Origin of the sequence: Nocardia anocheti (assembly GCF_029675105.1) — a bacterium.
Lineage (GTDB): Bacteria > Actinomycetota > Actinomycetes > Mycobacteriales > Mycobacteriaceae > Nocardia.
On the sequence record NZ_JAQQFV010000003.1, the window covers coordinates 93,578 to 118,950 of the forward strand.

Sequence of the window (25,373 nt, forward strand, 5' to 3'; positions counted from 1 at the left end):
CTCATCGGGGTGCGGGGACCGCGGGCTGGGACAGTTCGTCGCCGGTCACGCCGGGCGGTGGACCCGACCCGTTGTCGGGACCCGGCGGCCGGGGCGCGTTGGCCGAGCCGCGCACCTGCAGCGCGGGATTGTCGGTGACGCAGTAGTTGTAGAGGCGCACCCGGGTGTCGGTGGTGACGGTGGTCGGCACGATCGGCACCGTGTCGTAGTCGCAGGTCGGGCGCGGCCACGGATCGACCAGGGTGAAGAAGGCATTGTCGTGGGCGGGCACGCCGACCGCCTCGGCGAAGCGGCTCAGGGTGGGGAACAGCAGCTCGATGGCGGGCTGGCGCAGCTTGGCGGCCCGGGTGATGGCGACGAAGTTCGTCACCAGGTCGGTGATCGGATTCTGGGTACGGGAGATGAACCCGCCCAGGGTGGCCAGCTGGCCGGGGCCCTGTTCGAGCAGGTGCCGCAGTTCCGCGTCGGCGGCGGTGAACTGCTGGAACAGCGCGCTGCCCGCGCCGGTGAGGGTGCCCAGGTCGGGTTGGGCGTGCGAAGTGGTCTCGGCGATGACCGTGAGATTGCGCAGCAGCTGCTCGGTCTGGGGCAGCAACTCGGTGAGCCCGGCCATCGCCCGGCTGAGCCCGGAGATCATGTTGCGCAGCCCGTCCGGACCGCCGGACAGGGCCTTGTCGAGCTCGTCGACGATGACATTGAGCCGCTCGGGATTCATGCCGCCGACCAGCCCCGCCATATTGCCCAGCACCGACTGCACCTGCACCGGGACCGCGGTGTCGGCGCGCGCGACCACGGCGCCGTCCCGCAGATACGGCCCGGTGTCGGTGTCGGGCCGGAAGTCCAGATACTGCTCTCCGGCCGCGGACAGGCGCGCGACCGCGACCGTGCCGCCGACCGGAATCCGGGTGTCCTCCTCGATCTCGGCCACCGCGACGATCCCGGTGCCGTCGACGCGCACGTCGTCGACCCGCCCGACCCGCACGCCGCGGAAGGACACATCGCTGCCGACGGTGAGCCCACCAGAGGTCGCCAACTCGACCGTGACGGCGTAGCGCTTCCCGGTCGGGTCTATCCGCAGCACCGCGCCGCCCAGATACAGGCTGCCCAGCACCAGCACCACGACCAGCCCGGCATTGGCGACCGCCACGCGGCGGCGAACCAGCCAGTGCCACAACGGTGAATTCATCGGGGTCCCTCCTGCGGCGGCGCCTGCGGGGTGCTGTTGAGACGGCCGGTCACCTTGGCGATCACATCGGTGATGCTGCCGACGAAGGCGGGGATGTCGGTGCCGTCGGGCCAGCGGCTGCCCGCCGGATCGGTGATCGCGCCGATGTCGAGATAGGACAGGATCGCCCCGACCGAGAGGTTCGGTCCGCGCATGCTGTCCATGACCGACGGGTAGATCTGGTGGAAGCCGTCGAGGGCGCCGGTGAGATCGTCACCCATCTGGACGAACCCGTTCATCAGGTTCTGGATGCTCTGGAACAGGCTGACGAACTGCGGGCCGTTGCTGGCGCTGAAATCACCGAGCGCGTCCATGGTCACCGCCACCTTGGTGATCAGATCGACGATGGCCTGGTTGTTCTCGGCGAACAAGCCGATCAGCTGCGGGAAACTGTCGGCGGCGGCACCGAGTTCGGCCTTGCGCCGGGCCAGTTCACCGGTGAGCACCGACAGGCCGTGCAGGGTGGCGTCGAGATCGCCGGTGCGTTCGTTGAGCGCGGTGATCACCGAGGTCATCTCGCCGATCAGGTGCTGGAGCTGGGGTGCCTTGCCCGCGAAGATGGCGTCGAGTTCGGCGGTGATCCGGGCGGCCTGGTTCAGGCCGCCGCCGTTGATCAGCATCGACACCGACATCATCAGCTGCTCGACCGAGGCCGCCGAGGCGGTGTGCTCGGCGCCGATGGTGGCACCGGGACGCAGGGGCGGCCCGGCCTGCTCGGCGCTGGGCAGGGTGACGGCCACGAAGATGTCACCGAGCGGAGTCGCCTGACGCAGCTCCACCGTGGTGCCCTCGGGCAGCTGGATGTCGGTGCGGATCAACATCTCCACATCGGCCAGGAACGAGGTCGTGGAGATCCCGGTGACCACGCCGATATCGGTGCCGCCGATCTTCACGTGGGCGCGATCGGGCAGGTTGAGCGCGTCGCGGAAGGTGGCGTGCAGGGTGTAGCCGGGGCCACCGATGCCGGGTTCGGGCATCGGCAGTTCGGCCACGGTCATCGAGCAACCGGTGGCCGCGACGGTGACGGCGGCGGCGCACAGGGCCGCGGCCAGGGAGGTGCGCAGGGTCATTTCGTCAGTCCCAACAGCGCGGCGGTCAACCCGAAATCCGGGCCCATGTCGGAGATCTTGCCGGTGCGGCAGCCGTCGAGCCGCATCTGCACGCGCTCGCAGAAGGTGGCGATGACCTCGCTGTCGAGCACGATCTTGTCGAGCAGGCCGTGCAGGCGCAGGGCCTGGTGCTCGCGGCTGATCGCGTTGTCGAAGTTCTGGAACATCAGCGGTCCCACATCGATGATCTCGGTGAGATTGCGGGCATTGGCCCGCATCTGGGCCGCGATGGCGACGAACTTGGTGAGCGCGCCCGCGAGTTGGTCCTGGTTCTGCCCGACCACCGAGGAGGTGTTGGTGATGAAGTCGTCGAGCTGGGCCAGCACCGCCTGTAGGCCGGGGGACTGCTGACCGAACAGCGCCACCAGTTCGGTGATGCGCCCGCTGAAATCCCGCACGGTCTGGTCGTTCTCGGCGATGATCTGGGTGATCTCGCCGAGTTTCACGATGGTGTTGGCGATCTGGTCCTTGTTGGCGAAGGTGACCTCGAAGGCCGCGGAGAGCTGGTCGAGGGTCTCGCGCAGCCGGTCGCCGTTGCCGTCGAGCAGCGGGAACAGCACCCGGCTGGCCATCGGCCCGTTCTCGCTGTCGCCTTTGAGTGCCTCGCCGAGCTGGTCGAAATTGGCCAGGATGCGGTCGAGTTCGACCGGTGTCCTGGTGCGGGCCAGCGGAATGTGCGCGCCGTCGGCCAGTTCCGGGCCCGACCCGGTGTAGGCCGGGGCGAGTTCGACGTGCCGGTTGGTGATCAGCTGCGGCGAGATCAGCGCCGCCATGGCGTCGGCGGGCACGCGCACCTCGCGGTCGACCGACATCACCACCTCGACATAGCTGCCGCGCGGGGTCACCGAGTCGACCACGCCGACCGGCACGCCCAGGATGGAGACTTCGTTGCCCGGGTAGAGCCCGGCCACGTTCTCGAAATCGGCGCTGATGCGCTTGTGTTCGCTCAGCAGCCGGTCACCGAGCCCGGTGACGCTGTCGGGCAGCAGCGCGCAGCCCGACGCGAGCAGCGCCGCCAGGCACAGCGCCGCGAGTTTGCCTGTCCTCATCAGTTGCACCCCTGTACGGCCTGCGCGAAGCACAGCCAGTTGTCCGGCAGGATCCACGGCGCCCAGATCTCGCCGTACGGGCCGTTGCCCAGCAGATTGTTGAACTGGCGCAAGGTGACCGGCGCGATCTCGTAGAGCCGGTCCAGGTTCTCCTTGTTCTTGGTCAACCCGTCCGACATCGTGTTGAGGTTCGTGATCAGCGGACCGAGCTCGCCGTTGTTCTCGATACCCATGTCCTGCAACAACTTCGACATCTCGGCGACGTTGTCGAGCAGCTGGGCGAGCAGGGTCTGGCGCTGCTGTACGGCCGCGCCGATCGCCTCGCCCCTGGTCAGCAGCACGAGCACGCTGTTGCGGTTGTCCGAGACCAGCTGGGAGACCTGGTCCATGCTCTTCAACAGCGTGTCGACCTCGTCGCGCCTGCTGTTGATCACCTGGGCCAGCGCGCCGATGCTGTCGAGCGCCTGCACCGCCATGGCCGGGGAGTCACCGAGCTGGGCGCTGAACACGTCGAGCGCGGTGCGCAGCTTGGCCGGGTCGATGCGTTCGATCCGTTCGAACGAGGAGGTGTACTTCGGGTCCTGGATGACCTTGCTCAGGTTGTAGGGCACCGAGGTGTTCCCGATCTTGATCCGTTTGTCGGGCAGCCCTTTCCCGTCGCCGGGATGCAGGTCGATGTGGAGGCGACCGAGGATGGTCGACATCTCGATCGCCGCGCGGGCGTCGGCGCCGAGCCGGATGTCGTGGCGGATGCGCAGCGCGACGTCGACGCGGTCGTTCACCAGCTTCACCGATTGCACCGCACCCACCTCGATCCCCGAGATGTCGACGGTCGCGCCCGGTTGCAGACCGGCGGCCTGGGCGAACTCGGCGTGCACGGTGACATCACCGAGCCGGATCTGGGTGAGCAAGCTCGAGGCTCCCAGCAGCACCAGCACCGACGCCGCCGCGAGCAGGCCCAGTCGCAGATGCCGGTTGTGCAGCAGGAACGCTGGAACGCGTGGCTTGATCATCGACACACTCCCGATTGCGAGGTGCCGCCGACCTGCGAGAACAGGCCCTCGGGGAGGAGAACGCCCCACAGCGAGACGTCGAGGCGGCAGATGTAGGCGTTGCCGTAGGTGCCGTACTGGGTGAACCGGGCCACGCCGTTGAGGAAGTCGGGGAACTCGAGCGCCATGCGGTCCAGGGCGGCCCCGTTGTAGAGCAGCATCATCACGCCGGTGGTCGCGTTGCGCTGTGCCTCGGCCATGCCGGGCTTGACCTGGCCGATGAGCGAGACCAGCGAATCCGTCGCCCCGGCCACCCGCTCCACCGAACTCTTCAGCGCTTCGCCTTCGGCGTAGAGCCCGTCCATCAGGCTGCGGGTCTGGGTGATGAGGGTTTCCAGTTCGCCGCTGCGATTGGCCAGACCGGCCAGCACCGAGCTGAGATTGCTCAGCACGTCGCCGAGGATCTGATCGCGCTCGCCGAAGGTGCTCGCCAGCTGCGCGGCCTGGGTGATCAGCGCCGAGAGCGAGACCTCGTTGCCCTGCAACGCCTGGATGAGCGTCTCCGACAGCGAGTTGATCTGATCGGGTTGCAGCACACTGAACAGCGGCTCGAACCCGGACAGCAGCGCGGAGACATCGAAGGACGGCTCGGTCCGGTCCAGCGGGATCTCCGCGCCCGGCGCCAGCACCGCTCCCGCCTCGGTGCCCGGCGCCAGCGCGAGATAGCGCTGACCGATCAGGTTCTGGTAGCGCACCAGGGCCTTGGTGGTGTCGGTCAGATGCTGACGTGACTCGATCCGGAACTCGACCCTGGCCGCGTAGTCGTCGGTGAAGTCGATTTCGTCGACCCGCCCGACCCGCACCCCGGCCATCCGGACGTCGTCCCCGACGCGCAAACCGAGGACATCGGTGAACACCGCGGAGTAGCTGGAGGTGGTGCCGGGGACGCTGCGTTGCAGCGTCGACCAGATGGTGTAGGTGAGCACGGTCGCCAGGACGACGAACAGGCTGAACCCGATGAGCGCTTTACCGGATTTCACTGCTGGACACCCCCTTCGGTGTCGGGGACGACGGGAACATTGCCCAGGATCGACCCGAGTAGCAGCAGCTGACTGAAGGTCGGGGTCCCGCCCACCAGCGCCGACACCGCGGCGATCCCGGTGAGGCGGGGTGGTGTCGCCGGGGTGGTGGCGGGCGCGGGATCGACGGCCGCGGCCGGGGCGGTGATGCCCGGGATGGCGGGCAGTCCCGGGATCGCGGGCAGGCCGGGCAGCGTCGGGAGGGTGATCTGCGGCAGCGTGGGCAGGCCGGGCAGGGGCACCGCCGGGGCCTCCGGTGCGGGCCCGGCCGCCTCGAGCCACCCCGGCAGCATCGAGGCCGGATACTCCTGCGGCGGTGCGACATCGGGCACGGTCGGGCCGCCGCAGCGCGGGCCGGTCATCTCGCCGTAGCGGGGGCAGTCCTGCGCGGTGTACTGCTGGAACGGCGTGAAGGTCACATCCATGCGCCAGGTCATCTGCTCGCGCGGACCGAAGTTGAAGGTCTGCTGCAACTTCCGGAACGAGGCGTTGAGATTGGCCGCCGTGGACTGCAGCGCGCCGGGGTCCTTGGCCATTCCGCCGATCAGCCCGTCCAACCCGGCGACGAGTTCCTTGCCCGAATTCGGGTTCGCGGCGAAGAGCGCGTTCACCGAGTCGACCGTGGCGTTGCCCTGCACCAGCAGGTCGACCAGCTGCGCGCGGTGCTCGTTGAGCGTGCGCGCCGAGGTGACCGAATCGGCCAGCACCCCGACCAGCTCGGGCGCCGACTCGCTCAGCGCCGTCGCCGCCCGGCCCAGATCACCGAGCAGCCCGCCGATCTCGGGGATCTGGTGCACGGTGGTGAGCCACTGGTCGAGCCGCTCGATGGTGGACCCGGGCACCCTGGCACCGGGGTCGAGCGCGGCCGAGAGAGTGGCCAGAACGCGGCCCAGCTTCTCGGGCTGGATGGTGGCCAGCACATCGCGCAGCGTGTTGAGGGTGGACTGGAGCTGGACGGTGGCCTCGCTGGTGTCCTCGGCGATGGTGACCCCCGCGCGCAGCGTGGAGGTCGCGGTGCCGTTGTCCACCAGCTGGATGGAGGAGACGCCGAAGATGTTGTCGGGGACCACGCGGGCGGTCACCGTGTCCGGGATCGTCTCGGCCAGACCGGGTTTCAGTTCGAAGGTGGCGCGCTGGCGTTCGCCCTTGGCCACCATCTCCACCGAGCCGACCACGCCGACGACCATGCCGCGGAACTTCACGTCGGCGCGCTGGGGTAGCCCGTCACCGGTGCTGGTCAGGTCGGCGCCGACCACGACGGTGTCCTCGAACTCGCCGTTGTAGCGCAACGCGAGCAGATACAGCGCCACCGCGAAGGCGGTGATCACCGCCAGCCCCGCGAGCGTGAGCTGCAGCGGTTTGGGGCCGCGGCCGCTGGGATCGAGAATCATTCGATCGACCTATCCCGAGATCCGGAATCCGGGGTCGATGCCCCAGATCGCAAGGGTGAGAAAGAGATTGGTGAAGACCATCACGACGATGACCATCTTGATCGCGCGTCCGGCCGCCACCCCGACACCTTCGGGACCGCCGGTGGCCACGAAGCCGTAGTAGCACTGGATGAACGCGGCGATGAGCACGAACACCACCACCTTGAACAGCGAGAAGAACACGTCCCCGCCCAGCAGGAACTGGAAGAAGTAGTGGTCGTAGGTGCCCGCGGTGGTGCTGCCGAGGAACAGCACCGACAGCTTGGTCGCGATATAGGCCACCGCCAGGCCCAGGGTGTAGAGCGGGACGATGGTGATGGTCGCCGCGATCATCCTGGTGGTCACCAGGTAAGGGAGCGGCCGGATGGCGATGGACTCGAGCGCGTCGATCTCCTCGGAGATCCGCATGGAGCCGAGCTGGGCGGTGAAGCGGCAGCCGGACTGGATGGCGAAGGCGAGCGTGCCCAGGATCGGCGCGATCTCGCGGGTGGTGGCGAAGCCGGAGATGGCGCCGGTCAGTGGTCCCATCGTCAGCAGGTTGAGCGCGGTGTAGGACTCCACGCCCACGGTGATGCCGCCGAAGGCACACAGCACCACCACCACACCCACCGTGCCGCCGCCCACGATCAACGATCCGTTGCCCCAGCCGACATCGGCGACCAGTCGCGCCACCTCCTTGCGGTAGTGGCGCAGGGTGAACGGGATGGCCAGCAGCGCCTGGAAGAACACGATCGCCTGGTGCCCGATGCGCTGGTTGACCTCGACCGGGACCTTGACCGTATTGCTCAGCGCGCGGACCGGACGCAGGGCCGGGGGAATGTACTCGGCGGCCATCTCACACCACCTTCGAGGGGAAGAAGCTGTTGTAGAGCTGGGTGACGATGATGTTGGTGGCGAACAGCATCAGCGCCGAGGTGACCACCGCCGAGTTCACCGAGTTGGCCACCCCGCCCGGCCCGCCCTTGGTGTGCAGGCCGATGTCGCAGGCGATGATCGCGGTGAGCGCGCCGAAGATCGCGGCCTTGAACAGCGCCACCAGCAGGTCGTTCGCCACCGCGAAGGAGGCGAAGGAACTGATGAACGAGCCGGGCGTGCCGTGCTGGGCGTAGACGTTGAACATGTAGGCCGTCGCGAAGCCGACGAACACGATGAACCCGCACAGCAGCATGCTCACCAGCACCGCCGCCGCCAGCCGAGGGGCGACCAGCCTGCGCACCGGGTCCACGCCCATCACCTTCATGGCGTCGATCTCCTCGCGGATGGTGCGCGAACCGAGATCGGCGCAGATGGCCGAACCGACCGCGCCCGCGATCATCAGCGAGGTCACCAGCGGCGCGCCCTGGCGGATGATGCCGAGCCCGGCCACCGCACCGATGAAGGTGGTCGCGCCGACCTGATTGACCAGCGCGCCCACCTGGATCGAGACCACCACCGCGACCGGGATCGCGACGAAGACCGTCGGGAGGGCCGAGACATTGGCCATGAACGCGCACTGCTTGACGAACTCCTGGAACGGGAATCGCCGTCGCACCAGCGACAGGAACAGCTGCGCGAGCGCGGCCCGGCCGAGCAGGACCTGCCTGCCCAGCGTTTCGACCGACTGCTGGGGATGTCGTCGCCAGAGCCCGGTGGCGCTGTCGATGATCCGCCCGAGTTCGGACGGTTCGGTGGCCGGTTGCGGCGTCACGCTGCACCGATCCTTTCTTGCTGCGGGGTGGGGGCTCGGGGCTAGAGCGTGCTCAGCCAGTGGTGGAGCAGGACGACGAGTCCGGCGACGGCCGCCAGACCGAGGGCGAGCACGCACAGAACGGCCAGCCACATACCGAAGCGGAGCACCGGATTCACCTGCGTGCGGCCGCCGAGGATCTTGACGATGATCACCACGAGATCGATGACCCAGACCAGCGCCATCATCAGGTCATCGTCACGTTCGCGAAGAGCAGCACGGGCCAGCACACGATCGATCCGAGGAACGAGACGACCAGGTCGACGCCGTGGAGATCGCCGAGATGGCTCGTGTGAGTGAGTGACCAGACGACCCCGACGAGGCCGTAGGGGATGCCGATGATGATGAGCGTGCCGAGGAATTCGGACACCTTCATCTCGTAGCTGAGAAACCTGTCCAGCCGTCGCAACATGGCGGTACCGGTGTTCCTTCCTGCGGGGACCGTCCGGGGCGACGTGGCGGGCCGACGTCGTCGTCGACGGTCAGGTGATGTTGCCGATGATTCTTGGGGAAGGGTGCTTGACGACCGGCGATCCTCCCCGTGATCTCCGGACGGCTGGGCGACGTCTGCGGCGATCCGCAGCGTGCATCCGAGATAAGTTACTACTAATTCTCGCTGCTGTGATGAGAATTACGGGTAACATATCGCATGAATCGGCGATTGCCTACAGGTCGCCGTGAGAAAACCCGGACTGGTTGTCGCCCGCGAGAATCGTGAGTAACTTAGTGCGAGCGTCGCCGAGGGTCGGTGACGGTGCAGGAGGAACGCAATGTCCGCAGTGATCGTCGATGTGGTTCGCACTCCCTCGGGCCGGGGCAAGCCCGGCGGTGGGCTGTCGTCGGTGCATCCGGCCACGCTGCTGGCCGGAGTGCTGGCCGAGCTGGTGGCGCGCACCGGCATCGATCCGGCGCTGGTCGACGATGTGATCGGCGGGTGCGTCACCCAGAGCGGGGAGCAGGCCAACAACATCTCCCGCACCGCCGTGCTGGCCGCCGGGTTCCCCGAGTCGGTGCCCGCCACCACGGTCGACCGCCAGTGCGGATCCAGCCAGCAGGCGGTGCATTTCGCCGCGCAAGGCGTGCTCGCCGGTGCCTACGACGTGGCGATCGCCTGCGGTGTCGAGTCGATGAGTCGCGCGCCGATGTTCTCCAACACCCAGGGCAAGGACTCGCTGCGCGCGCCGCTGGCCGCCCGCTACCCGGACGGTCTGATCGGGCAGGGCATCGCCGCGGAGATCCTGGCCGCGCGCTGGAAGCTGGACCGCGCCGTCCTCGACGAGTTCGCCGCCCGCTCGCACCGCCTGGCGGCCGCCACCGCCGCGGCGGGCGGCTTCGACGCCGAGCTGGTGGGCGCCGGTGACCTCACCGCCGACGAGACCATCCGCACCGGCACCACGGTGGAGGGGCTCGCGGGGTTGCGCCCGGCCTTCACCGATCCGGCTGTGCTGGAACGTTTTCCGGATATCGGCTGGTCGGTCACCGCGGGCAACTCCTCGCCGCTGACCGACGGTGCCTCGGCCGCGCTCATCATGAGCGAGGCGACGGCCGCGAAACTGGGACTCACCCCGCGCGCCCGCTTCCACTCCTTCGCCGTCACCGGTGACGACCCGACGCTGATGCTGACAGCGGTCGTCCCCGCGACCCGCAAGGCGCTCGAGCGCGTCTCGCTCACCGTCGACGACATCGACACCTTCGAGGTGAACGAGGCGTTCGCGCCGGTCCCGCTGGTGTGGCAGCACGAACTCGGCGCCGACCCCGACAGGGTGAACCCTCGCGGCGGCGCGATCGCCCTCGGTCATCCGCTCGGCGCCTCCGGCACCCGCCTGCTCGCCACCATGGTCAACCACCTCGAGCAGACCGGTGGCCGCTACGGGTTGCAGACCATGTGCGAGGCCGGTGGACTCGCCAACGCCACCATCATCGAACGGTTGTGAGACCGGGCCGGTGGACGTCCCCGCGCCGCGCCCCGGCGATGTGCCAGGGCGCGTGCGGTCGTCGTCGGATCAGCGCGCCTGCGTGACGATCCGGAGTCGGCGCGGTGCGGTCGTGAAGCCCGCGCGGGTCGCCACCGCCACGGCGCGCAGTGCCGCCGCGTCGCCCGCGCGCGGTGTCAGGCCGTAGAGCTCGACCGCGCGTTCGTGCTGCATGGCCCGCACGGCGGCGGTGGGCAGTCGCCGGACGACCCAGGCGTCCGGGCGGAGCACCTGATCGGCGAGTCGTGTCGCGGCCGGGGTCAGTCGGAGCCGGGTGGCGCACGCCTCGGCGAAATAGGCGGTGAACTCCGGCCAGGTGCCGGGCAGCGAGCGGTCACTGATCCCGTAGCCGCGATACCAGCGGCAGCACTGGTCGTAGAGCTCGGCGCGGGTCTCGTCGGTCAGGGCTGGGCCGAAGACATCGGCCGCCGTCATGAGGGTCTCGACGTAGGTCGCGTGCTGGAACAGGAAGGTGTCCGGGTGCAGCGCGTGATAGCGGTGCCCCAGATCGTCGTGGCCCTTGATGTGTTCGTGGGCGAAGCGGATGGCGGCGGCGGTGTCGTGCGCGGCGCAGGCCAGATAGATCATCTGCAGCACGGCGCGTTTCTTGTGTTCCCACAGGCGCGTCGACGAGTGCTCGATCAGCGCCGGGGCGATGGCGGGGTGCAGGACCTGCAGGCCCACCGCGCGCGGCAGCATCAGCAGGAACCGGCGGTCGCCCAGGTGGCGGCGCAGCAGTGGGCCCGCGGCGGGTTCGTGGGTCACCGGTGATCGGTACCTTCCAGGCGGTGGCGCGACACCTTGCCGGTGGCATTGCGCGGGAGTCGGCCCAGGTTCTCGCCGCCGGAGACGATCATGTCGTCGTCGCGGCCGTCGATGAACAATCGGCCGTCCTCGTCGAAATGCCCGAGGTCGCCACTGGACTGCAGGCCGTCGACGATCTCCTTGCCGGAGCCGTCGGTGTAGCCGCTGAAACTCAGCGCGCTGCCGACGAAGACGGTGCCCACCACGTGCGGGGTGGTGATCCGGCGCCGCTGCTCGTCGTACACCGCGACCCGGCAGCCCACCGGTGGACGGCCGACCGTGCCGGGTGCCTCGCGCAGATCCCGCGGCGTCGCCACCGCCGCGACGGTGACTTCGGTCGAGGCGTAGAGGTTGTAGAGCACCTCGCCGAACAGCAGGGCGGTGCGTCTGCTCAGATCCGGCGACAGCGCAGACCCCGCGGAGAAGATCACCGACAGGGCGGCCGTGTCGTAGCGGGACAGTTCCTCCGGACCCAGGTCCACGATGCGCTGCAACATGGTCGGCACCAGGACCAGCGCGCTCGCGCGGTGTCGGGCGACCGCGGCCAGCGTGCGCTGGGGATCGAAGCGTCCCGGCAGCACGACCATCGTATTGCCCAGCGCCCAGCCCAGGATGAGCTGGGACAGTCCGGTTCCGTGGAACAGCGGCGCGGCCAGCACGATGGTGCTCGCCTTCGGGATCGGGATCCGGTCGAGGAACTGGGCCGATTGCAGCGGCGAGATCTTGCCGCGCGGAGCGCCTTTCGGTGTACCGGTGGTACCGCTGGTGAGTACGACGATGCCGCCGGGGTCGACCGGCGGCGGCAGCGGCAGGGCCGAACGCCAGGCGGCGATGCCGTGGATGGTCGGCAGGCCGCGCCGGTTGGTGTCTCCGGCGCGGGTGAGAACGACGGGCAGGTCGGCGGGGAGATCGCCGAAGCGGTCGACGAACTCCGCGTCGAGCAGGAGCATGCCGACCCGCTCCCGTGCCAGCACCGTCGTCAGCCGCGGCCCGGCCATGTCGGTGTTGAGCAGGACGATCCGGGCGCCGATCTTGCCCGCGGCCAGCAGTGTCAGCACGAAACCCCGGTGATCGCGGCACTGTGCCGCGATCACCGTCTCCGGTGTGACGCCCTGGGCGGCAAGGCCGTTGGCGAGCCGGTTGGAGGCCGCGTCGAGCTGCTCGAAACTGATCGGTCCGCGATCGTCGATCAGCGCGATGGCACCGCGCGTACCGCGGGTCGCGTGGGCCAGTGTCGTGACGACCGGACCCAGCGTGGTGGCGTCGCGCGCGGTGCGGACCAGCTCGATGGGGTGCCGTAGTTCGAGTGCGCCGCGCCGGTGCAGGACCAGGGTGGCGGACAGGGCGTCGGCGACAGCGCGGACGACGGTGGTCGGCGCGGCGGAGACCAGGGGCACGGATACCTCCGAGAAGGTCGGGGTGATCGGGGAAGAGCTGTCGGAGCGGAGTGCCGACGCCTCGCGACCGAGCATAGCTGGCGCGAGAATCGTTGGTAACTTATTGGGTACTACTCCGAGGTGGGCGACGTGGACGCCGATGGATGTTCTCCATGCATTGAGGAATATGCAGTAACTTGAACCGGGGTCGACCATTGTCCGGCCGACGTCGCGATGAGAGTATGGGTGAATGAATCTCTCATCACCTCAGCGTGGAGGTCGGGCTGTGACGCGGTCCGAACAGGCGGCCGAGTCGCAGGACATGGCCGCCGATCTGGCCCGTAGGCGCCGCTATCTCACCGGATTCGGCGCCGCGCTGGGCGGCCCGGCCAATGTGATCATGCAGCTGAGCCTGCCGCCGGTGGGGCGGGGTGTGGTGGAGAGCGTGGTCGAATCCGGCAGCTTCGCCGCGCATCCGGTCAAGCGTGGCCGCACGACGCTGACCTACCTGGCCGTGGCGATGGTCGGCACCGACGAGGATCGCGCCGCCTACCGCGCCGCGGTCGGCACCGCGCACCGTCAGGTGCGCTCCGGGCCGGACAGTCCGGTCCGCTACAACGCCTTCGATCCGAAGCTGCAACTGTGGGTCGCCGCCTGCCTGTATCGCGGCACGCTCGACTCGCTGACCTGGCTCTACGGCGGCCTGGACGACACCTTCGCCGACGAGTTGTACCGTGACGCCGCCCGTTTCGGGACGACGCTGCAGATGCCCGCCGACCTGTGGCCCGCCGACCGGGCCGCCTTCGCCCAGTACTGGGACTCGATGCAGGGCGGTCTGTCCTTCGACGACGAGGTGCGGGCCTATCTGCTCGACCAGGTCGTCGGCCTGGCGCCGTATCGCCCGCACACCCGATTCGTGTTCCGACGCGCGAATCGGTTCTTCACCACCGGCTTCCTGCCCCAGTGGTTCCGCGACGAGCTGGGCCTGGCGTGGAGCCCGCGGCGGCAGCGTGTCTTCGAGGTGTTGTTGCGCACCGCGGGCCGCCTGCTGGCGGTCGCGCCCGCCTCGGTGCGCATGCAGCCGTTCGACTACTACCTCGGCGATATGCGCAGGCGTCGAGCCAGGGGAACGAACCTCGTCTGAGGATGCGCGATGCTGTGAACTGACACCAACTTAGGTTCGTCGGCTTCTTTCGAATCGCCCCGTCCACCGCGAGAATCAGCGGTAACATAATGGGCGTCGATGAGCTCTTGGCATCGATCCGCGTTCGCGAGATCCGGGGGGCGCGGACCCCTGAAGGGAAAGGATGACGATGACCACGGCAACGAAGCCCGGCGACCCCGAGTACAGCGATCCGACCAGCGCAGGCTACGTCGAGGAGGGTCCTGCGCCACAGTGGCGATCCGCGCAGGACCCCGCGGCGGACCAGCCGGTCGAGGCGGGGCTGACGCTCGATCGCGTGCGCATCCACATCCCCGACATCTACCGTTCCCCGCGCAGGAAGCCCGCGCACCTGGCCGAGGCGCTGGACTTCTGGATGTTCGCCGGTGCGGCGGCGAATGTGGCGATGCAGTTCGCGCACCAGGGCGTCGCCGCCGGGGTGATGGAGAGCCAGGTCGAATCCGGGGCGCTGATGGTGCATCCGTGGAAACGACTGCGGACCACGGCGGCCTATCTCGCGACGGCGGTGCTCGGCACCGACGAGGACAAGAAGGCCATGCGCGAGGCGGTCAATGTGGCGCACCGGCAGGTGCGGTCGCGGCCGGGCTCGAAGGTGAAGTACAACGCCTTCGACCGGCACCTGCAGATGTATGTGGCCGCGGCCATCTACATCGGCTTCGAGGACACCCACCAGCTGCTGCACGGCAAGATGTCCGACGACGAACTGGAGGCGTTCTATCAGGGCGCCGACACCTTCGGCACCACCCTGCAGGTGCATCCGGACATGTGGCCCGCGACCCGCGCCGACTTCGACGCCTACTGGCTCGAGGCGTGCAAGGGCGTGGTGTGCGACGACGAATTCCGGGCCTATATCGACGATCTCGTGCACCTGCGGATGATCCACTGGTCGCTGCGGATCCTGTTCGGCAGCCTGCTCGAGTTCCTCACCGCGGGTTTCCTGCCGCCGCACTTCCGCGACCAGATGGGCATCGAGTGGAACGAGTCCGACCAGCGCCGCTTCGAGCACCTGTTCCTGTTCGTCGGGTTCGTGAACCGCTTCATCCCGAAGTTCATCCGGTTCGCGGGCACCCACGCCATGATGCGCGATGTGCGCCGCCGCATCCGTAAGCAGAAGGCGCTCATCTGATCCGCTGCACGGAGAAGGGGTGGTACCGCGATCGCGGTACCACCCCTTTCGGTGTGGCTCGGGTCAGTAGCGGGTGGGGCTACAGGGGTTGGCCGAGCCCGCGCCGGTGACCACATCGCAGATGCCGCCGGTGACCATCTGGATCGGGGTGATGGCCAGCAGGACCAGGAATCCGACGAGGTCGCCGCGCTGGGCCAGGTCGACGGCGGATCGCGCGGCGTTCGAGCCGGAATCGACAGCGGCGGAACCGGTTCCGGCCTCGGCGACGGGAGTGGGTCCGGTCTGGGCCGCGGCGGCCGGTGCGGTGGCGAGCAGCGTCGCGGCCGCCAGGGTCGCGGCGAGGGTGATCGGAGAACGCATGGTGGGTGAGTCCTTTCAGCGGTGGGGCTGGGTCATGTCGCGGTTCATGGTCGGGATCTCGATGCTGATCGGCATGCGCAGTTCGGCCAGGTAGATCAGCGCGGCCTTGCGCAGGAACTCGTCGAGCAGCCAGTACGGATCGCCGATCGGCGGCACCGCCGTGAGCAGGCCCTCCCGCACGGCGATGAACGGTCCCCAGCTCAGCCGCAACAACGGGTCCCACACCGGTTCACGCGGAATGGCGAGCCCGTCGGCGATGGTGTCACCGAGCAGGAAGCGGGTGAACGCGCCCAGGATGGGCTTGCTCAGCAGGGCGAAGTCGATATTGGCGCCGAGGCCGAGCAGTCGATCGGCGAGTTTGACGCCCTCGGGGGTGACAGCGATGACGGGATCGAGAACCTGCGCGGCCTGGGCATCGGCGGCGGGCCACGTGTTGGGGATGTACTCGTCACGCACGCCGAGCAGATGCGCGGCCACCTGCCAGGAGTGCAGGAATCCCGCCGACTCGTCGGCCGGGATCGGCACCCGCCACGCGGTCAGATGCTTCATGACGGTGGTCGGCAGGCTGTGCCAGGTGACCATGATGTCGTTCTGGCTGATCGGGATGTCCTCCTGGGCGGAGTTCACCCAGTGCGGGGACCGCGGCAGCAGATGCCGTACCGCGGCGTGCACGAGGCGGGTCTTCACACAGGTGACGATCATCTCCCCGTCGGCGGCATAGGCGTTCGCGTTGCCGATGTCGTAACCGAGCTTGGCGGTCTTGGTGATGCGGTCCTTCAGATCGTGTCCGCCCTTGGAGTAGTAGACCGCGCGGGCCTCCTTCGGGATGACGGTGCTCATCATGCCGCTGGCGAAGCCGTAGAGCACGCCCAGATACAGGCCGCGCTTCTTGTTGAACCGGATGGCGGCGTCGAGCTGACCGGGGTCGGTCCACTGCGGCAGCCGTCGGGCGTATTCCATGAAATCGCGCAGGTCCGAGGGCAATCCGGCGGGCAGCGGTTGGCCGTTGGTCCGCCAGGTCCGCAACAGTTCGTTGACCGCGGGGACCTCGCCCCGGTCGATGAGATTCGCGACCAGGGAATCGGCCTCGGGGTCCCACATCGTCATCGGATCGGCGCCCGCCCCGGTTCCGGCCACCGATCCGTCCGGTGACCAGGTCCACGGTTGCGCGCGGGCGGGTGCGGTCGCGGCGAAGGCGCCCACCGCGCCCAGGATTCCGCCGATTTTCATTGCGTCGCGCCTGTTGATCGCGTCCATGACGCCACTCCTCGTCGAGTACGGTGCCCGGCCGGACGGTGAGCTCACACTCATTCCGTCGACCTCAGAATGGTGAGTAACTTAACACCAGGAGGTGGCGGTAAGCGGCGGATCGGGGATTCGCCCGCGAACGCGCACGTCAGGGCTGATCAACTCCCACTGACAAGGAATCGGTCGTGGATCGTCTCGGGAGCTGAATCGATGGAAGTTCCGGAAAACGTCTCTCTTAGGCAGAAATAGTCGGTAACTTAACTCTCGTCACCCGGCCCCTGGTGACACAGAGAAACGCCGGTGCAGGGGGTTCCTGCACCGGCGCTTCTGGTGGGTATCGGGGGGTTTAGCCGGGAACGGCGGCCGCCGCTGTCGTCGGTGTGCTCGGGGCGTTTCGGGGCAGTGTGACCGTGGCGAGGACCGTCAGGGTCGCGACCACGAAGCAGGCCAGGGTGTACCAGAGATTGCCGATGGGATCACCGTTGGCGGTCTGTCCGTCGACGGCGTCGAAATACGCGGGCAGAGAGGCGATCCAGAGCACCGCGAACACGAGCAGATACACCACGCTGTAGCGCTGGACGAAGCGGTTGACGTACTCCACCGGCGCCGCGCCGTCGCGCAACTGCCGCCACCGGCGCACCAGTGCCACCCCCGCGACCACCGACAGTGTCAGCAGCTCCAGGGCGTAGACCACGCCGCGCACGGTGTCACCGGCCAGGCCGATCACCGTCGCGGGCAGCGGCAGCAGGAACGTGCCCACCGAGGCCAGCAGGCCGATGACCAGTGTGCGCCAGACCAATTCGACGCCACCGAAATGCCTGCCCGCCTCGACCTGACGGCCCACGAAGTACTGCACGCAGAAGGCCAGCGACATCGGCCACAGCGCCGCGAAGACCACCACCGAGCCCATCGGCACGGCATCGAACATGGGCTGGTTGATGGGGTTGTCCACGGACCACTCCCACCAGCGCAGTTGTGGTCCCAGGTGGTCGAAGATCTCGTAGAACGCGTGATGGACGAACCCGACGCAGGCGGCGCCGACGAGGGTGCCGTACCGCCGGAACACACCCAGCATGCGGACCAGGCCGAAGGCCAGCGTGGCCATCAGCGGATAGATCGCCACGATGTAGAGCGGCAGGCGGCCCCAGAGGAAGTCGACGGTGAACACGTTGTGCGCGAACATCGTGTCGACGTGGTCCTCGATGCCGAACGCGGCCGGGAAGTACAGCGGCGGTTCGATGACGAACAGATACGCCGTCGCGCCGAACCACAGCACGAGGTCGGTGGGGTCGCCCTTTCGGCGCAGCCGCGCGACCGCGAACCACAGGGCCAGCACGGCCCCGACGACGATGGTGAGTTCCAGGACCGGCAGGGTCCAGTTCTCCAGGGCGAACGGGCCGCGGAACTCGACGAGTCCGCCCGCCTCCTCGCAGGAGAAGCCGAGTTCGGTGGCGAGTTCGGCGAAGGTGGGGGAGCAGTGTTCGGCCATGACGCGCTCCTAGGAGTTCACGGAATCGGCGGTGTACCACCGGGTCACGTCGTAGCCCTCGTCGTAGCGGCGGAACCACTCGTCGGCCAGGGCGGGCAGGTTCTCGTGCGCCGGATTGTGGTGCGGCATCTGGCTGCGGATGATGCCGCCCAGGGCGACGAGCTGTTCGCCCAGGCCCAGGTCGTCGAAGGCGCGCGGCATGGTGCCGTTGTCGGCGGGGCGCAGGCCGGGCAGCCAGCGGCGCAGAGTCTGGCCGCGGCGGTAGTTGGCGAACATCGACAGCGCGTCGACCTGGCGATCCGCCAGCGGCACATGCTCGTTGAAGCCCTCGCACGCCACCCGGATCACCCGCAGCACGTGCCGGAAGATCGACGGCGCCACCCGCATCCGGTACAACTCGCTGTCGACCACGGAGTTGAAGATGATCAGCGCCGAGCTGCGGTGCTCGACCTCCTCGACGAAGTGCCAGATGAACAGCGAGGCCACGCGGTCGTCACCGGGGGCGAACAGGGTGGCGTCGTTGTCGAGCATGAGTTTGAAGACCGGGGTGAAGGTGGCCTCGAGATCGGCGGTGTAGGCGAGCCGGTACTTCACCGGGGTGCTCGCGGTGAGCTGGTCGAACTCGCCGATCACCGCGTCGAGGGTCTGCTGCAGGCCGGGGTAGCGGCGGATCAGCGCCTTCACATGCTGGCGGTGGGCATTCGAGTGCTGGCCTTCCTGACGCATGAACGCGTCGGCCTCCTCGGCCACCTCGGGGTCGGTGATCTGCGGCTTCGCCTGGGTGATGAGCTGCACGATCATCTTCTCGAAGCCGATGGCCAGGAACGAGACCGCGTTGGCCATCGAGGAGAAGGCCGGATTCTCGGGGTTCCACAGGAACGGCACGTCGTAGTCGGAGAAGGCGAAGTCCATTTTGCGGACATGAAGATCGGTCACGGTGGTGTACCTCGTTGTCGGGCGCGCACGGGGCTGCTCGGATGGTGACGCAATCATACGAATGAGTCATCGAGTGTATGATCACTTTGACGGAATTCGCCCTGACCTGGGGTTGTGCTAGCGTCCAGTCGGTGGCGCGTAGACGTGGATGGGGCGGGAGCCCGCCGGGGGACGACGAGGAGGCCGCGCGCCGGATCATCGGCGCCGCAGTGGAACTCATCGGCCGGACCGGGGCGGAGATCAGCATCGCCGATGTCGCCGAATCCCTCGGCGTCATCCGTCAGACCGTCTACCGGTATTTCCCCAGCGCCGATGCCCTGATGACGGCGGCGGCCATCGCCTCGGTCGACGGTTTCCTCGATCGCTTGGCCGCCCATGTGCGCGGCCTGCGCGATCCGGCCGAGGCGATGACCGAGGCGGTGGTCTACACGCTCACCGAGGTCCGCCGGACGCCGCACCTGGGCATCCTGCTGTCGAGTTCGTATTCGGCCAGCGCCCACACCGACAGCCTGACCTCCGAGGAGGCCCAGGCGTTCGGCATGACCATGATCGGGCGCTTCGACGTCGACTGGGCGGGCGCCGGGTACGACGAGCCCGCGCTGCGCGAACTGGTGGAGTACGCGTTGCGCACCATGCAGTCGTTCTTCCTCTCACCGGGCGATCCGCCGCGCGGCGAGGACGAGTTGCGGCGCTATCTGCGCCGCTGGATGGGCACGGCGATCAGCGCGCAGACCGGCGAACCCGGCTGAGTTCGCCGGTGGCGGTGTGGCTCAGCGCGCCTGCCATTCGGGCTTGCGCTTCTGCATGAACGCGAGGGTGCCCTCGCGGACGTCCTCAGTGCCCGCGACGGCGACGATCTCGCGGTTGCTCTGCTCCCAGGACGCGTCGTCGGCGAGCTTGCCGTCCACGATGCCCAGCGCCACCCGCTTGCTGGCCTGCACCGCCAGCGGCGCGTTGGCCGCGATCCGGCCCGCCAGTTCCAGTGCGGCGTCGAGCACCTGATCGGCGGGTACCACCCGGTTGATCATGCCCAGCTCCAGCGCGCGGGCCGCGGTGATCGGCTCGCCGGTCAGGATCATCTCCATGGCGACCTTGCGCGGCAGCTGCTCAGGCAGCCGGAACGCGCCACCCGCGGCGGCGAACAGGCCGCGCGCCACCTCGGGCAGGCCGAAGGTCGCCGTGTCGGCGGCGACGGCGAGGTCGCTGGCGAGGACGAGTTCGGTACCGCCACCGAGGGCGAAGCCGTTGACCGCCGCGATGGTCGGCTTGCTGATCGGGTGCCGGACGTAACCCGCAAGATTCCACTCCTCGTGGCCCGGCGCCAGGATCGATTCGCCGCGTCCGATCGCCTTGAGATCGGCACCGGCGCAGAAGGATCGGTCACCGGCGCCGGTGATGATCACCGCGCGCACCGTCGGATCGGCCTCGGCCTGTTCGAGCGCGGCGCCCACCCCGGCGCTGACCTCGGCATCGACGGAGTTCATGGCCTGCGGCCGGTTGATGACGATGACGAGCACATGCCCGCGCTGCTCGACCAGAACTGCGCTCACGAATCGACTCCTTTGTCTGTACGGGCGGCCCGCCGACGGGCGGGCGTCTTCGACATCTACCACGCGCTCGCCACCGACAAGACGTTCGTCCCGGTCAGCGGGCTCGCGGCGCGGTGGCGTCGTAGGCTGCCGAGACGTCGCGAAAAAAGATTCGGCCGGGTGTCGATCCGTGCGGGTGCCCGTTCGACCTAGGGATGAACACCGGGCCCGGCAGTCGGGTCCGCACCGATCCGAGGGAGACCATCATGAAGTACATGCTGATCATGCGTGCGACCGACGAAGCCTGGGCCGCCATGGAGAACGTCGCGTTCGACGAGATCCTGGAGACCATGGGCAAGTTCAACGACGAGCTGATCAACGCGGGGGTGCTCGTCGCCGCCGAAGGGCTCGCCGACGCGGCCGAGGGCGTGGTCGTCGACTACTCCTCGGAGACACCGGTGGTCACCGACGGACCGTACGGCGAGACCAAGGAACTGTTCGGCGGGTACTACATCCTCAATGTCGCCTCCCAGGAGGAGGCGATCGAGTGGGCCAAGCGGATGCCCTACGCCGGTCCCGGCACCAAGACCGAGATCCGCCGGGTGAGCAGCATCGACGAGTTCCCGCAGGACAATGTGTGGATCCAGAAGGAACGCGCCTGGCGCGAGGCCACCGGCCAGCTCTGAGCGATGAGTGAGCACACCGGCCGCGAAGCCGTCGCCGCCGTCTGGCGGATCGACTCGGCCCGCATCGTCGGCGCGCTGGTCCGCTACACCGGTGACTTCGCCCTGGCCGAGGATCTCGCCCAGGAGGCGCTGGCCGAAGCCCTGGTGACCTGGCCGCGCGACGGGGTGCCCCGGCATCCGGCCGGATGGTTGCTCACCGTCGGGCGGCGGCGCGCGATCGACGCGTTCCGCCGTCGCGCCGCACTCGACGACCGCTACGCCACCCTCGCCGGTGCGCTCGGCGAGGGCGGCGCGCTCACCGGCGCCGAGCCCGCCGATCCGGCGCAGGTGCTGTGGGACCCGGACCAGATCGACGACGACATGCTCGCGCTGATCTTCGTCTCCTGCCATCCGGTGCTGTCCAGGGAGGCGCGATTGGCCCTGACCCTGCGCGTGGTGGGCGGTCTGACCAGCGACGAGATCGCCCGCGCCTGCCTGGTGCCCACCGCCACCGTGCAGGCCAGGATCACCAGGGCCAAGAAGACGCTCGGCGCGGCGCGGGTGCCTTTCGAGGTGCCGCCCGCCGCCGAACGGGGCGCGCGGCTGGGTTCGGTGCTCGGGGTGATCTATCTGATCTTCACCGAGGGATCCTCGGCCAGCAGCGGCGACGACCTCATCCGGGTGGACCTGGCGGGGGAGGCGGTGCGGCTGGCGCGGGTGCTCTCGCGGCTGATGCCCGCCGAACCGGAGGTCTACGGATTGCTGGCGCTGCTGGAACTGACCGCGGCGCGGTTTCCCGCCCGCACCGGACCCGACGGCCGACCGGTACTGCTCGAACAGCAGAACCGGCGGCGCTGGGACCGCTCGGCCATCCGGCGCGGGCGGGCCGCGCTGGTCAAGGCCGGGGAGGTCGGGCGCGGGCTCGGCGCCTACGGCCTGCAGGCCGCGATCGCGGAGTGTCACGCCGTCGCGCCCTCGGTCGCGGCGACCGACTGGGAGCGGGTGGTGCTGCTCTACGAAGCGCTGGGCAGACTCGCGCCCTCGCCGGTGGTCGCGCTGAATCGCGCGGTGGCGGTGTCGATGGCCCGTGGCCCGGCCGCCGCGTTGCCCCTGGTCGACGAGCTGGTGGCCGGGGGCGCGCTGGCGAGCTCGCATCTGCTGCCGAGCGTGCGCGGGGAACTGCTCACGCGGCTCGGGCGGGTCGAGGAGGCCAGGGTCGAGCTGGCCGCGGCCGTGCGGCTGTGCGGCAACGACCGGGAACGGTCCGTGTTGACCGGCAAACTCGCGGCGCTGGACTGATCAGGCCGGACCGCGACGTACCCGGTCGAGCGCGTCGGCACGGGAGCAGATCTTGGGCAGCGCGGTGAGCCACCAGGTGGCGCCCGCGCGTTCGTAGGCGTCGCGCTGGTCGTCGGCGGATGCCGCGATCGCCACCTCGAAGCCGGTCAGGTCACCGCGGTGTTCGGCCACGATCGCGAGCATGTCCACGAGTTCGCCCGGCGTGGCCTCCGGGCACAGGCCGTCGTAGCGGGCCGCCCGGCGCAGCGGGGCCTGGCGGACCGACTGGGTGCCGACCCAGATCGGGATCCGGGGACGCTGCACGGGCCGGGGCAGGAACTGCACGCCGTCGATCCGGTAGGCGGGCCCGTCGTGGTGCACGACCTCGCCCGACCACAGCGCGGTGAGCACCTCGAGCGCCTCGTCGAGCCGATGGGCCCGCTCACCGGGGGCGATGATCTCACCGAGGCGGGTGAACTCGCCGGTCTCGTCGGACCCGAGGCCGACTCCGAGTACCAACCTGCCCTCGCCGAGCAGATCCAACGCGACGGTCTCCCTGGCCACATCCTGGGGACGTCGCCGCGACAGCGGGGTCACCCGGGGGCCGAACACCAGCCGGGTCGTCGCCGCGGCGATCGCGGCCATGCCGATCCACGCGTCGCCGACGGGCAGACCGGGGTCGTTGGGCCGGGCCACGTGGTCCCAGACGAAGGCGCCGTCGAAACCGGCGGCCTCGGCTTCCGCGGCGATCTCGGCCAACACCCGCGGGTCGGCGAGTTCCCCGAACGGTGGCAGATAGACCCCGTGTCGCAGCACCATTTCCGCAGTGTAGAGCTATTTCGCGGCGTTCTTCGCGCAGTCGTCACGTTTGTCGCTGTGTCGTCCGGGTAGTCCGAATAGGCGACGACGAGAGGTTTGTGCATGTCACAGGAATCGAAATCGGTGCTGCACCGCGCGATCGGTGCATCGGCGATCGGAAATGCGGTCGAATGGTTCGACTACGGTGTCTACGCCTATTTGGCCACATACATCGCCACCTCACTGTTTCCCGGTGACGGCGAGTCGGGCATGGTGTTCACGCTCCTGGGCTTCGCCCTCTCGTTCCTGATCAGGCCGATCGGCGGCATGATCTGGGGCCCACTCGGTGACCGGATCGGCCGCAAGCGGGTGCTGGCGACCACGATCATCCTGATGGCCGGGTCGACACTGTGCGTCGGCCTGATCCCGAGTTTCGACATGATCGGCATCGCGGCGCCGATTCTGCTCTACGCGCTGCGGATGATCCAGGGATTGTCCGCCGGTGGCGAATACGGTGGCGCGGCGACATTCATGGCCGAATACGCGCCCGACCGCAAACGCGGTTTCTACGGCAGTTTCCTCGAGGTCGGCACGCTCGCCGGATTCACCCTCGGCAACCTGGTGGCACTGCTGCTGGTGAATCTGCTCGACGACGCCTCGATGCATTCGTGGGGCTGGCGCATCCCGTTCCTCATCGCCGCGCCGCTGGGCCTGATCGGCATGTACCTGCGCAGCCGGGTCGAGGACACCCCTGTCTTCCGCGAGGTCGACAGCAAGGACGAGACCGAGGAGACCGTCGGCGTCTACCGCGACCTGCTCACCCGGTACCTGCGCCCGGTGCTGACCCTGTTCGGCCTGGTGATCGCCCTCAACGTGGTCAACTACTCGCTGCTGAGCTACACCCCGACCTACCTCGGCTCCGCGCTGGGGATGGACCAGTCCGACGCGCTGCTGGTGCCGCTGATCGGGCAGGCCGCCATGCTGTTCACGCTGCCGTTCCTGGGCGCGCTGTCGGACCGGATCGGGCGCAGGCCGATGTGGATGTTCTCCTGCGCGGCGATGATGATCGCGGTGATCCCCGTCTACAAGCTGATCGGTACCTCGCTGACCGGCGCCATCATCGGGTTCGCGATCCTGGGCCTGCTCTACGCCCCGCAGCTGGCGACGATCTCGGCGACCTTCCCGGCGATGTTCCCGACCATCGTGCGCTTCGCCGGTGTCGCGATCGGCTACAACGTGGCGACCTCGATGTTCGGTGGCACCGCGCCGGTGATCAACGAGGCCCTGATCAGCGCGACCGGCGACCACCTGATCCCGGCCTACTACATGTTCGGCGCGTGCCTGATCGGCCTGATCGCGGCGTTCTTCCTGATCGAGACCAAGGGTGTCTCGCTGCGCGGCACCCAGGTGCCCGGCACCCCGGAGGCCATCGAGGAGCAGAAGGAACTGGGCGAGCTGCCCGAACCCGCGCTGACTCCGGTGAAGTAGCCGCTCAGCGCCGCGCGGCGGCCCGGAAGACGGTCAGCGCGTCCTCACCCAGGTGCGGGCCGCTGACCTCCACCGGCACCGTCGCGCTGGCCACCACTTCGGCGCAGGTGAGGGTGAAGGCGGGCCCGCCGGGCAGGATCTGCCCGAATTCGGCCGCCGCCGCGCCGAAGACGATCCGGCCCACGCCCGCCCACACCATCGCCGCCGCGCACATCGGACACGGCTCCCCGCTGGCGTAGACGGTCGCACCCCGCAGCGCCGGAGCCTTCCCCGCCGCCGTCGCCACCGTGATCGCGACCAACTCGGCATGGGTGGTCACATCGCCGGTGGTGTTGACCGCGTTGACCCCCTCCGAGACCACATTCCCGTCGGAGCCCACGGCCACCGCCCCGAACGGCCGGTCCCCGAGCGCCAGGGCCCGCTCGGCGAGCTCGATGGCTCGACGCAGATGCGTGTGGTCGATCTCGGTGAGTGCGGTCATCGCCTGAATCCACTTCCGTTCCGATGCCG

26 protein-coding genes are annotated in these 25,373 nt (G+C 68.7%); 7 read left to right on the forward strand and 19 right to left on the reverse strand.

Going from position 1 to position 25,373, the window contains the following annotated elements; all coding sequences use genetic code 11:
* Position 1 precedes the first annotated feature (1 nt).
* From QC180_RS08000 to QC180_RS08045, 10 genes are read right to left on the reverse strand one after another with little or no spacing between them, the layout of a single operon-like run.
* Positions 2–1,186 carry an MCE family protein gene (locus QC180_RS08000; RefSeq protein ID WP_278261992.1) on the reverse strand — a complete coding sequence of 395 codons (1,185 nt, stop codon included), beginning with the start codon at positions 1,184–1,186 and terminating at the stop codon, positions 2–4.
* Entirely contained in the window at positions 1,183–2,295 is a 1,113-nt protein-coding gene (locus tag QC180_RS08005; protein ID WP_278261993.1) for an MCE family protein, read from the reverse strand. Before QC180_RS08005 ends, QC180_RS08000 begins: the two co-directional genes overlap by 4 nt.
* A complete protein-coding gene (locus QC180_RS08010; protein WP_278261994.1) occupies positions 2,292–3,383 on the reverse strand; it encodes an MCE family protein in 1,092 nt (363 codons plus the stop codon). The genes QC180_RS08005 and QC180_RS08010 overlap by 4 nt, the downstream gene beginning before the upstream one ends.
* Positions 3,383–4,396, reverse strand: a complete 1,014-nt coding sequence (locus QC180_RS08015; protein WP_278261995.1) for an MCE family protein — start codon at positions 4,394–4,396, stop codon at positions 3,383–3,385. Before QC180_RS08015 ends, QC180_RS08010 begins: the two co-directional genes overlap by 1 nt.
* Positions 4,393–5,415, reverse strand: coding sequence for an MCE family protein (locus tag QC180_RS08020; protein ID WP_278261996.1), 1,023 nt, complete (start codon positions 5,413–5,415; stop codon positions 4,393–4,395). The genes QC180_RS08015 and QC180_RS08020 overlap by 4 nt, the downstream gene beginning before the upstream one ends.
* Complete coding sequence (locus QC180_RS08025; protein WP_278261997.1) at positions 5,412–6,845, reverse strand: MCE family protein; 1,434 nt, start codon at positions 6,843–6,845, stop codon at positions 5,412–5,414. The genes QC180_RS08020 and QC180_RS08025 overlap by 4 nt, the downstream gene beginning before the upstream one ends.
* A 9-nt stretch (positions 6,846–6,854) precedes the next feature.
* Positions 6,855–7,718: an ABC transporter permease gene (locus tag QC180_RS08030; RefSeq protein ID WP_278261998.1), complete on the reverse strand. Its 864-nt coding sequence runs from the start codon at positions 7,716–7,718 to the stop codon at positions 6,855–6,857.
* Between the two features lies 1 nt (position 7,719).
* Positions 7,720–8,571: an MlaE family ABC transporter permease gene (locus QC180_RS08035; protein WP_375926607.1), complete on the reverse strand. Its 852-nt coding sequence runs from the start codon at positions 8,569–8,571 to the stop codon at positions 7,720–7,722.
* A gap of 41 nt (positions 8,572–8,612) precedes the next feature.
* Positions 8,613–8,798, reverse strand: a complete 186-nt coding sequence (locus QC180_RS08040) for a hypothetical protein (protein WP_278261999.1) — start codon at positions 8,796–8,798, stop codon at positions 8,613–8,615.
* Positions 8,798–9,022, reverse strand: coding sequence for a hypothetical protein (locus QC180_RS08045; RefSeq protein ID WP_278262000.1), 225 nt, complete (start codon positions 9,020–9,022; stop codon positions 8,798–8,800). The genes QC180_RS08040 and QC180_RS08045 overlap by 1 nt, the downstream gene beginning before the upstream one ends.
* 358 nt (positions 9,023–9,380) lie before the next feature.
* Between QC180_RS08045 and QC180_RS08050 the strand changes: the two genes are divergently transcribed.
* Positions 9,381–10,544 carry a thiolase family protein gene (locus tag QC180_RS08050; RefSeq protein ID WP_278262001.1) on the forward strand — a complete coding sequence of 388 codons (1,164 nt, stop codon included), beginning with the start codon at positions 9,381–9,383 and terminating at the stop codon, positions 10,542–10,544.
* A 69-nt stretch (positions 10,545–10,613) separates the two neighbouring features.
* On the opposite strand, the gene QC180_RS08055 is transcribed toward QC180_RS08050, so the two are convergent.
* Positions 10,614–11,348: an oxygenase MpaB family protein gene (locus QC180_RS08055; protein WP_278262002.1), complete on the reverse strand. Its 735-nt coding sequence runs from the start codon at positions 11,346–11,348 to the stop codon at positions 10,614–10,616.
* Positions 11,345–12,784, reverse strand: coding sequence for an AMP-binding protein (locus QC180_RS08060; RefSeq protein ID WP_278262003.1), 1,440 nt, complete (start codon positions 12,782–12,784; stop codon positions 11,345–11,347). The genes QC180_RS08055 and QC180_RS08060 overlap by 4 nt, the downstream gene beginning before the upstream one ends.
* Before the next feature lie 265 nt (positions 12,785–13,049).
* On the opposite strand from QC180_RS08060, the gene QC180_RS08065 reads away from it, so the two are divergent.
* Positions 13,050–13,907, forward strand: a complete 858-nt coding sequence (locus QC180_RS08065; protein WP_278262004.1) for an oxygenase MpaB family protein — start codon at positions 13,050–13,052, stop codon at positions 13,905–13,907.
* Positions 13,908–14,076: 169 nt separating this feature from the next.
* Positions 14,077–15,072, forward strand: coding sequence for an oxygenase MpaB family protein (locus tag QC180_RS08070; RefSeq protein WP_278262005.1), 996 nt, complete (start codon positions 14,077–14,079; stop codon positions 15,070–15,072).
* A 63-nt stretch (positions 15,073–15,135) separates the two neighbouring features.
* Here QC180_RS08070 and QC180_RS08075 read toward each other — a convergent pair whose 3' ends face one another.
* The 4 genes from QC180_RS08075 to QC180_RS08090 all read right to left on the reverse strand — a co-directional run bounded on the left by QC180_RS08075 (position 15,136) and on the right by QC180_RS08090 (position 19,105).
* A complete protein-coding gene (locus QC180_RS08075; RefSeq protein WP_278262006.1) occupies positions 15,136–15,432 on the reverse strand; it encodes a hypothetical protein in 297 nt (98 codons plus the stop codon).
* Positions 15,433–15,447: 15 nt separating this feature from the next.
* Entirely contained in the window at positions 15,448–16,689 is a 1,242-nt protein-coding gene (locus tag QC180_RS08080) for an oxygenase MpaB family protein (protein ID WP_278262007.1), read from the reverse strand.
* Between the two features lie 337 nt (positions 16,690–17,026).
* On the reverse strand, positions 17,027–18,169 hold the full coding sequence (locus tag QC180_RS08085; RefSeq protein WP_278262008.1) for a hypothetical protein: 1,143 nt from the start codon (positions 18,167–18,169) through the stop codon (positions 17,027–17,029).
* Between the two features lie 9 nt (positions 18,170–18,178).
* Entirely contained in the window at positions 18,179–19,105 is a 927-nt protein-coding gene (locus tag QC180_RS08090; protein ID WP_278262009.1) for a metal-dependent hydrolase, read from the reverse strand.
* A gap of 131 nt (positions 19,106–19,236) precedes the next feature.
* Between QC180_RS08090 and QC180_RS08095 the strand changes: the two genes are divergently transcribed.
* The gene (locus tag QC180_RS08095) at positions 19,237–19,854 is read left to right on the forward strand and encodes a TetR/AcrR family transcriptional regulator (RefSeq protein ID WP_278262010.1); all 618 of its coding nucleotides are present in this window, start codon (positions 19,237–19,239) and stop codon (positions 19,852–19,854) included.
* A 21-nt stretch (positions 19,855–19,875) separates the two neighbouring features.
* Here the strand turns inward: QC180_RS08095 and QC180_RS08100 are convergent, their stop codons facing one another.
* The gene (locus QC180_RS08100; protein ID WP_278262011.1) at positions 19,876–20,655 is read right to left on the reverse strand and encodes a crotonase/enoyl-CoA hydratase family protein; all 780 of its coding nucleotides are present in this window, start codon (positions 20,653–20,655) and stop codon (positions 19,876–19,878) included.
* A 245-nt stretch (positions 20,656–20,900) separates the two neighbouring features.
* Here QC180_RS08100 and QC180_RS08105 point away from each other — a divergent pair, with 245 nt between their 5' ends.
* Both QC180_RS08105 and QC180_RS08110 read left to right on the forward strand, forming a co-directional pair.
* The gene (locus QC180_RS08105) at positions 20,901–21,320 is read left to right on the forward strand and encodes a YciI family protein (protein WP_278262012.1); all 420 of its coding nucleotides are present in this window, start codon (positions 20,901–20,903) and stop codon (positions 21,318–21,320) included.
* A 3-nt stretch (positions 21,321–21,323) separates the two neighbouring features.
* Positions 21,324–22,598 (forward strand): RNA polymerase sigma factor, encoded by a 1,275-nt coding sequence (locus tag QC180_RS08110; RefSeq protein WP_278262013.1) that lies wholly within the window; start codon positions 21,324–21,326, stop codon positions 22,596–22,598.
* Here QC180_RS08110 and QC180_RS08115 read toward each other — a convergent pair whose 3' ends face one another.
* On the reverse strand, positions 22,599–23,396 hold the full coding sequence (locus tag QC180_RS08115; RefSeq protein ID WP_278262014.1) for an LLM class flavin-dependent oxidoreductase: 798 nt from the start codon (positions 23,394–23,396) through the stop codon (positions 22,599–22,601). It abuts the gene before it with no gap.
* 102 nt (positions 23,397–23,498) lie between these two features.
* On the opposite strand from QC180_RS08115, the gene QC180_RS08120 reads away from it, so the two are divergent.
* Positions 23,499–24,863, forward strand: coding sequence for an MFS transporter (locus QC180_RS08120; RefSeq protein ID WP_278262015.1), 1,365 nt, complete (start codon positions 23,499–23,501; stop codon positions 24,861–24,863).
* Between the two features lie 4 nt (positions 24,864–24,867).
* Here QC180_RS08120 and QC180_RS08125 read toward each other — a convergent pair whose 3' ends face one another.
* On the reverse strand, positions 24,868–25,344 hold the full coding sequence (locus QC180_RS08125; RefSeq protein ID WP_278262016.1) for a nucleoside deaminase: 477 nt from the start codon (positions 25,342–25,344) through the stop codon (positions 24,868–24,870).
* Positions 25,345–25,373 lie beyond the last annotated feature (29 nt).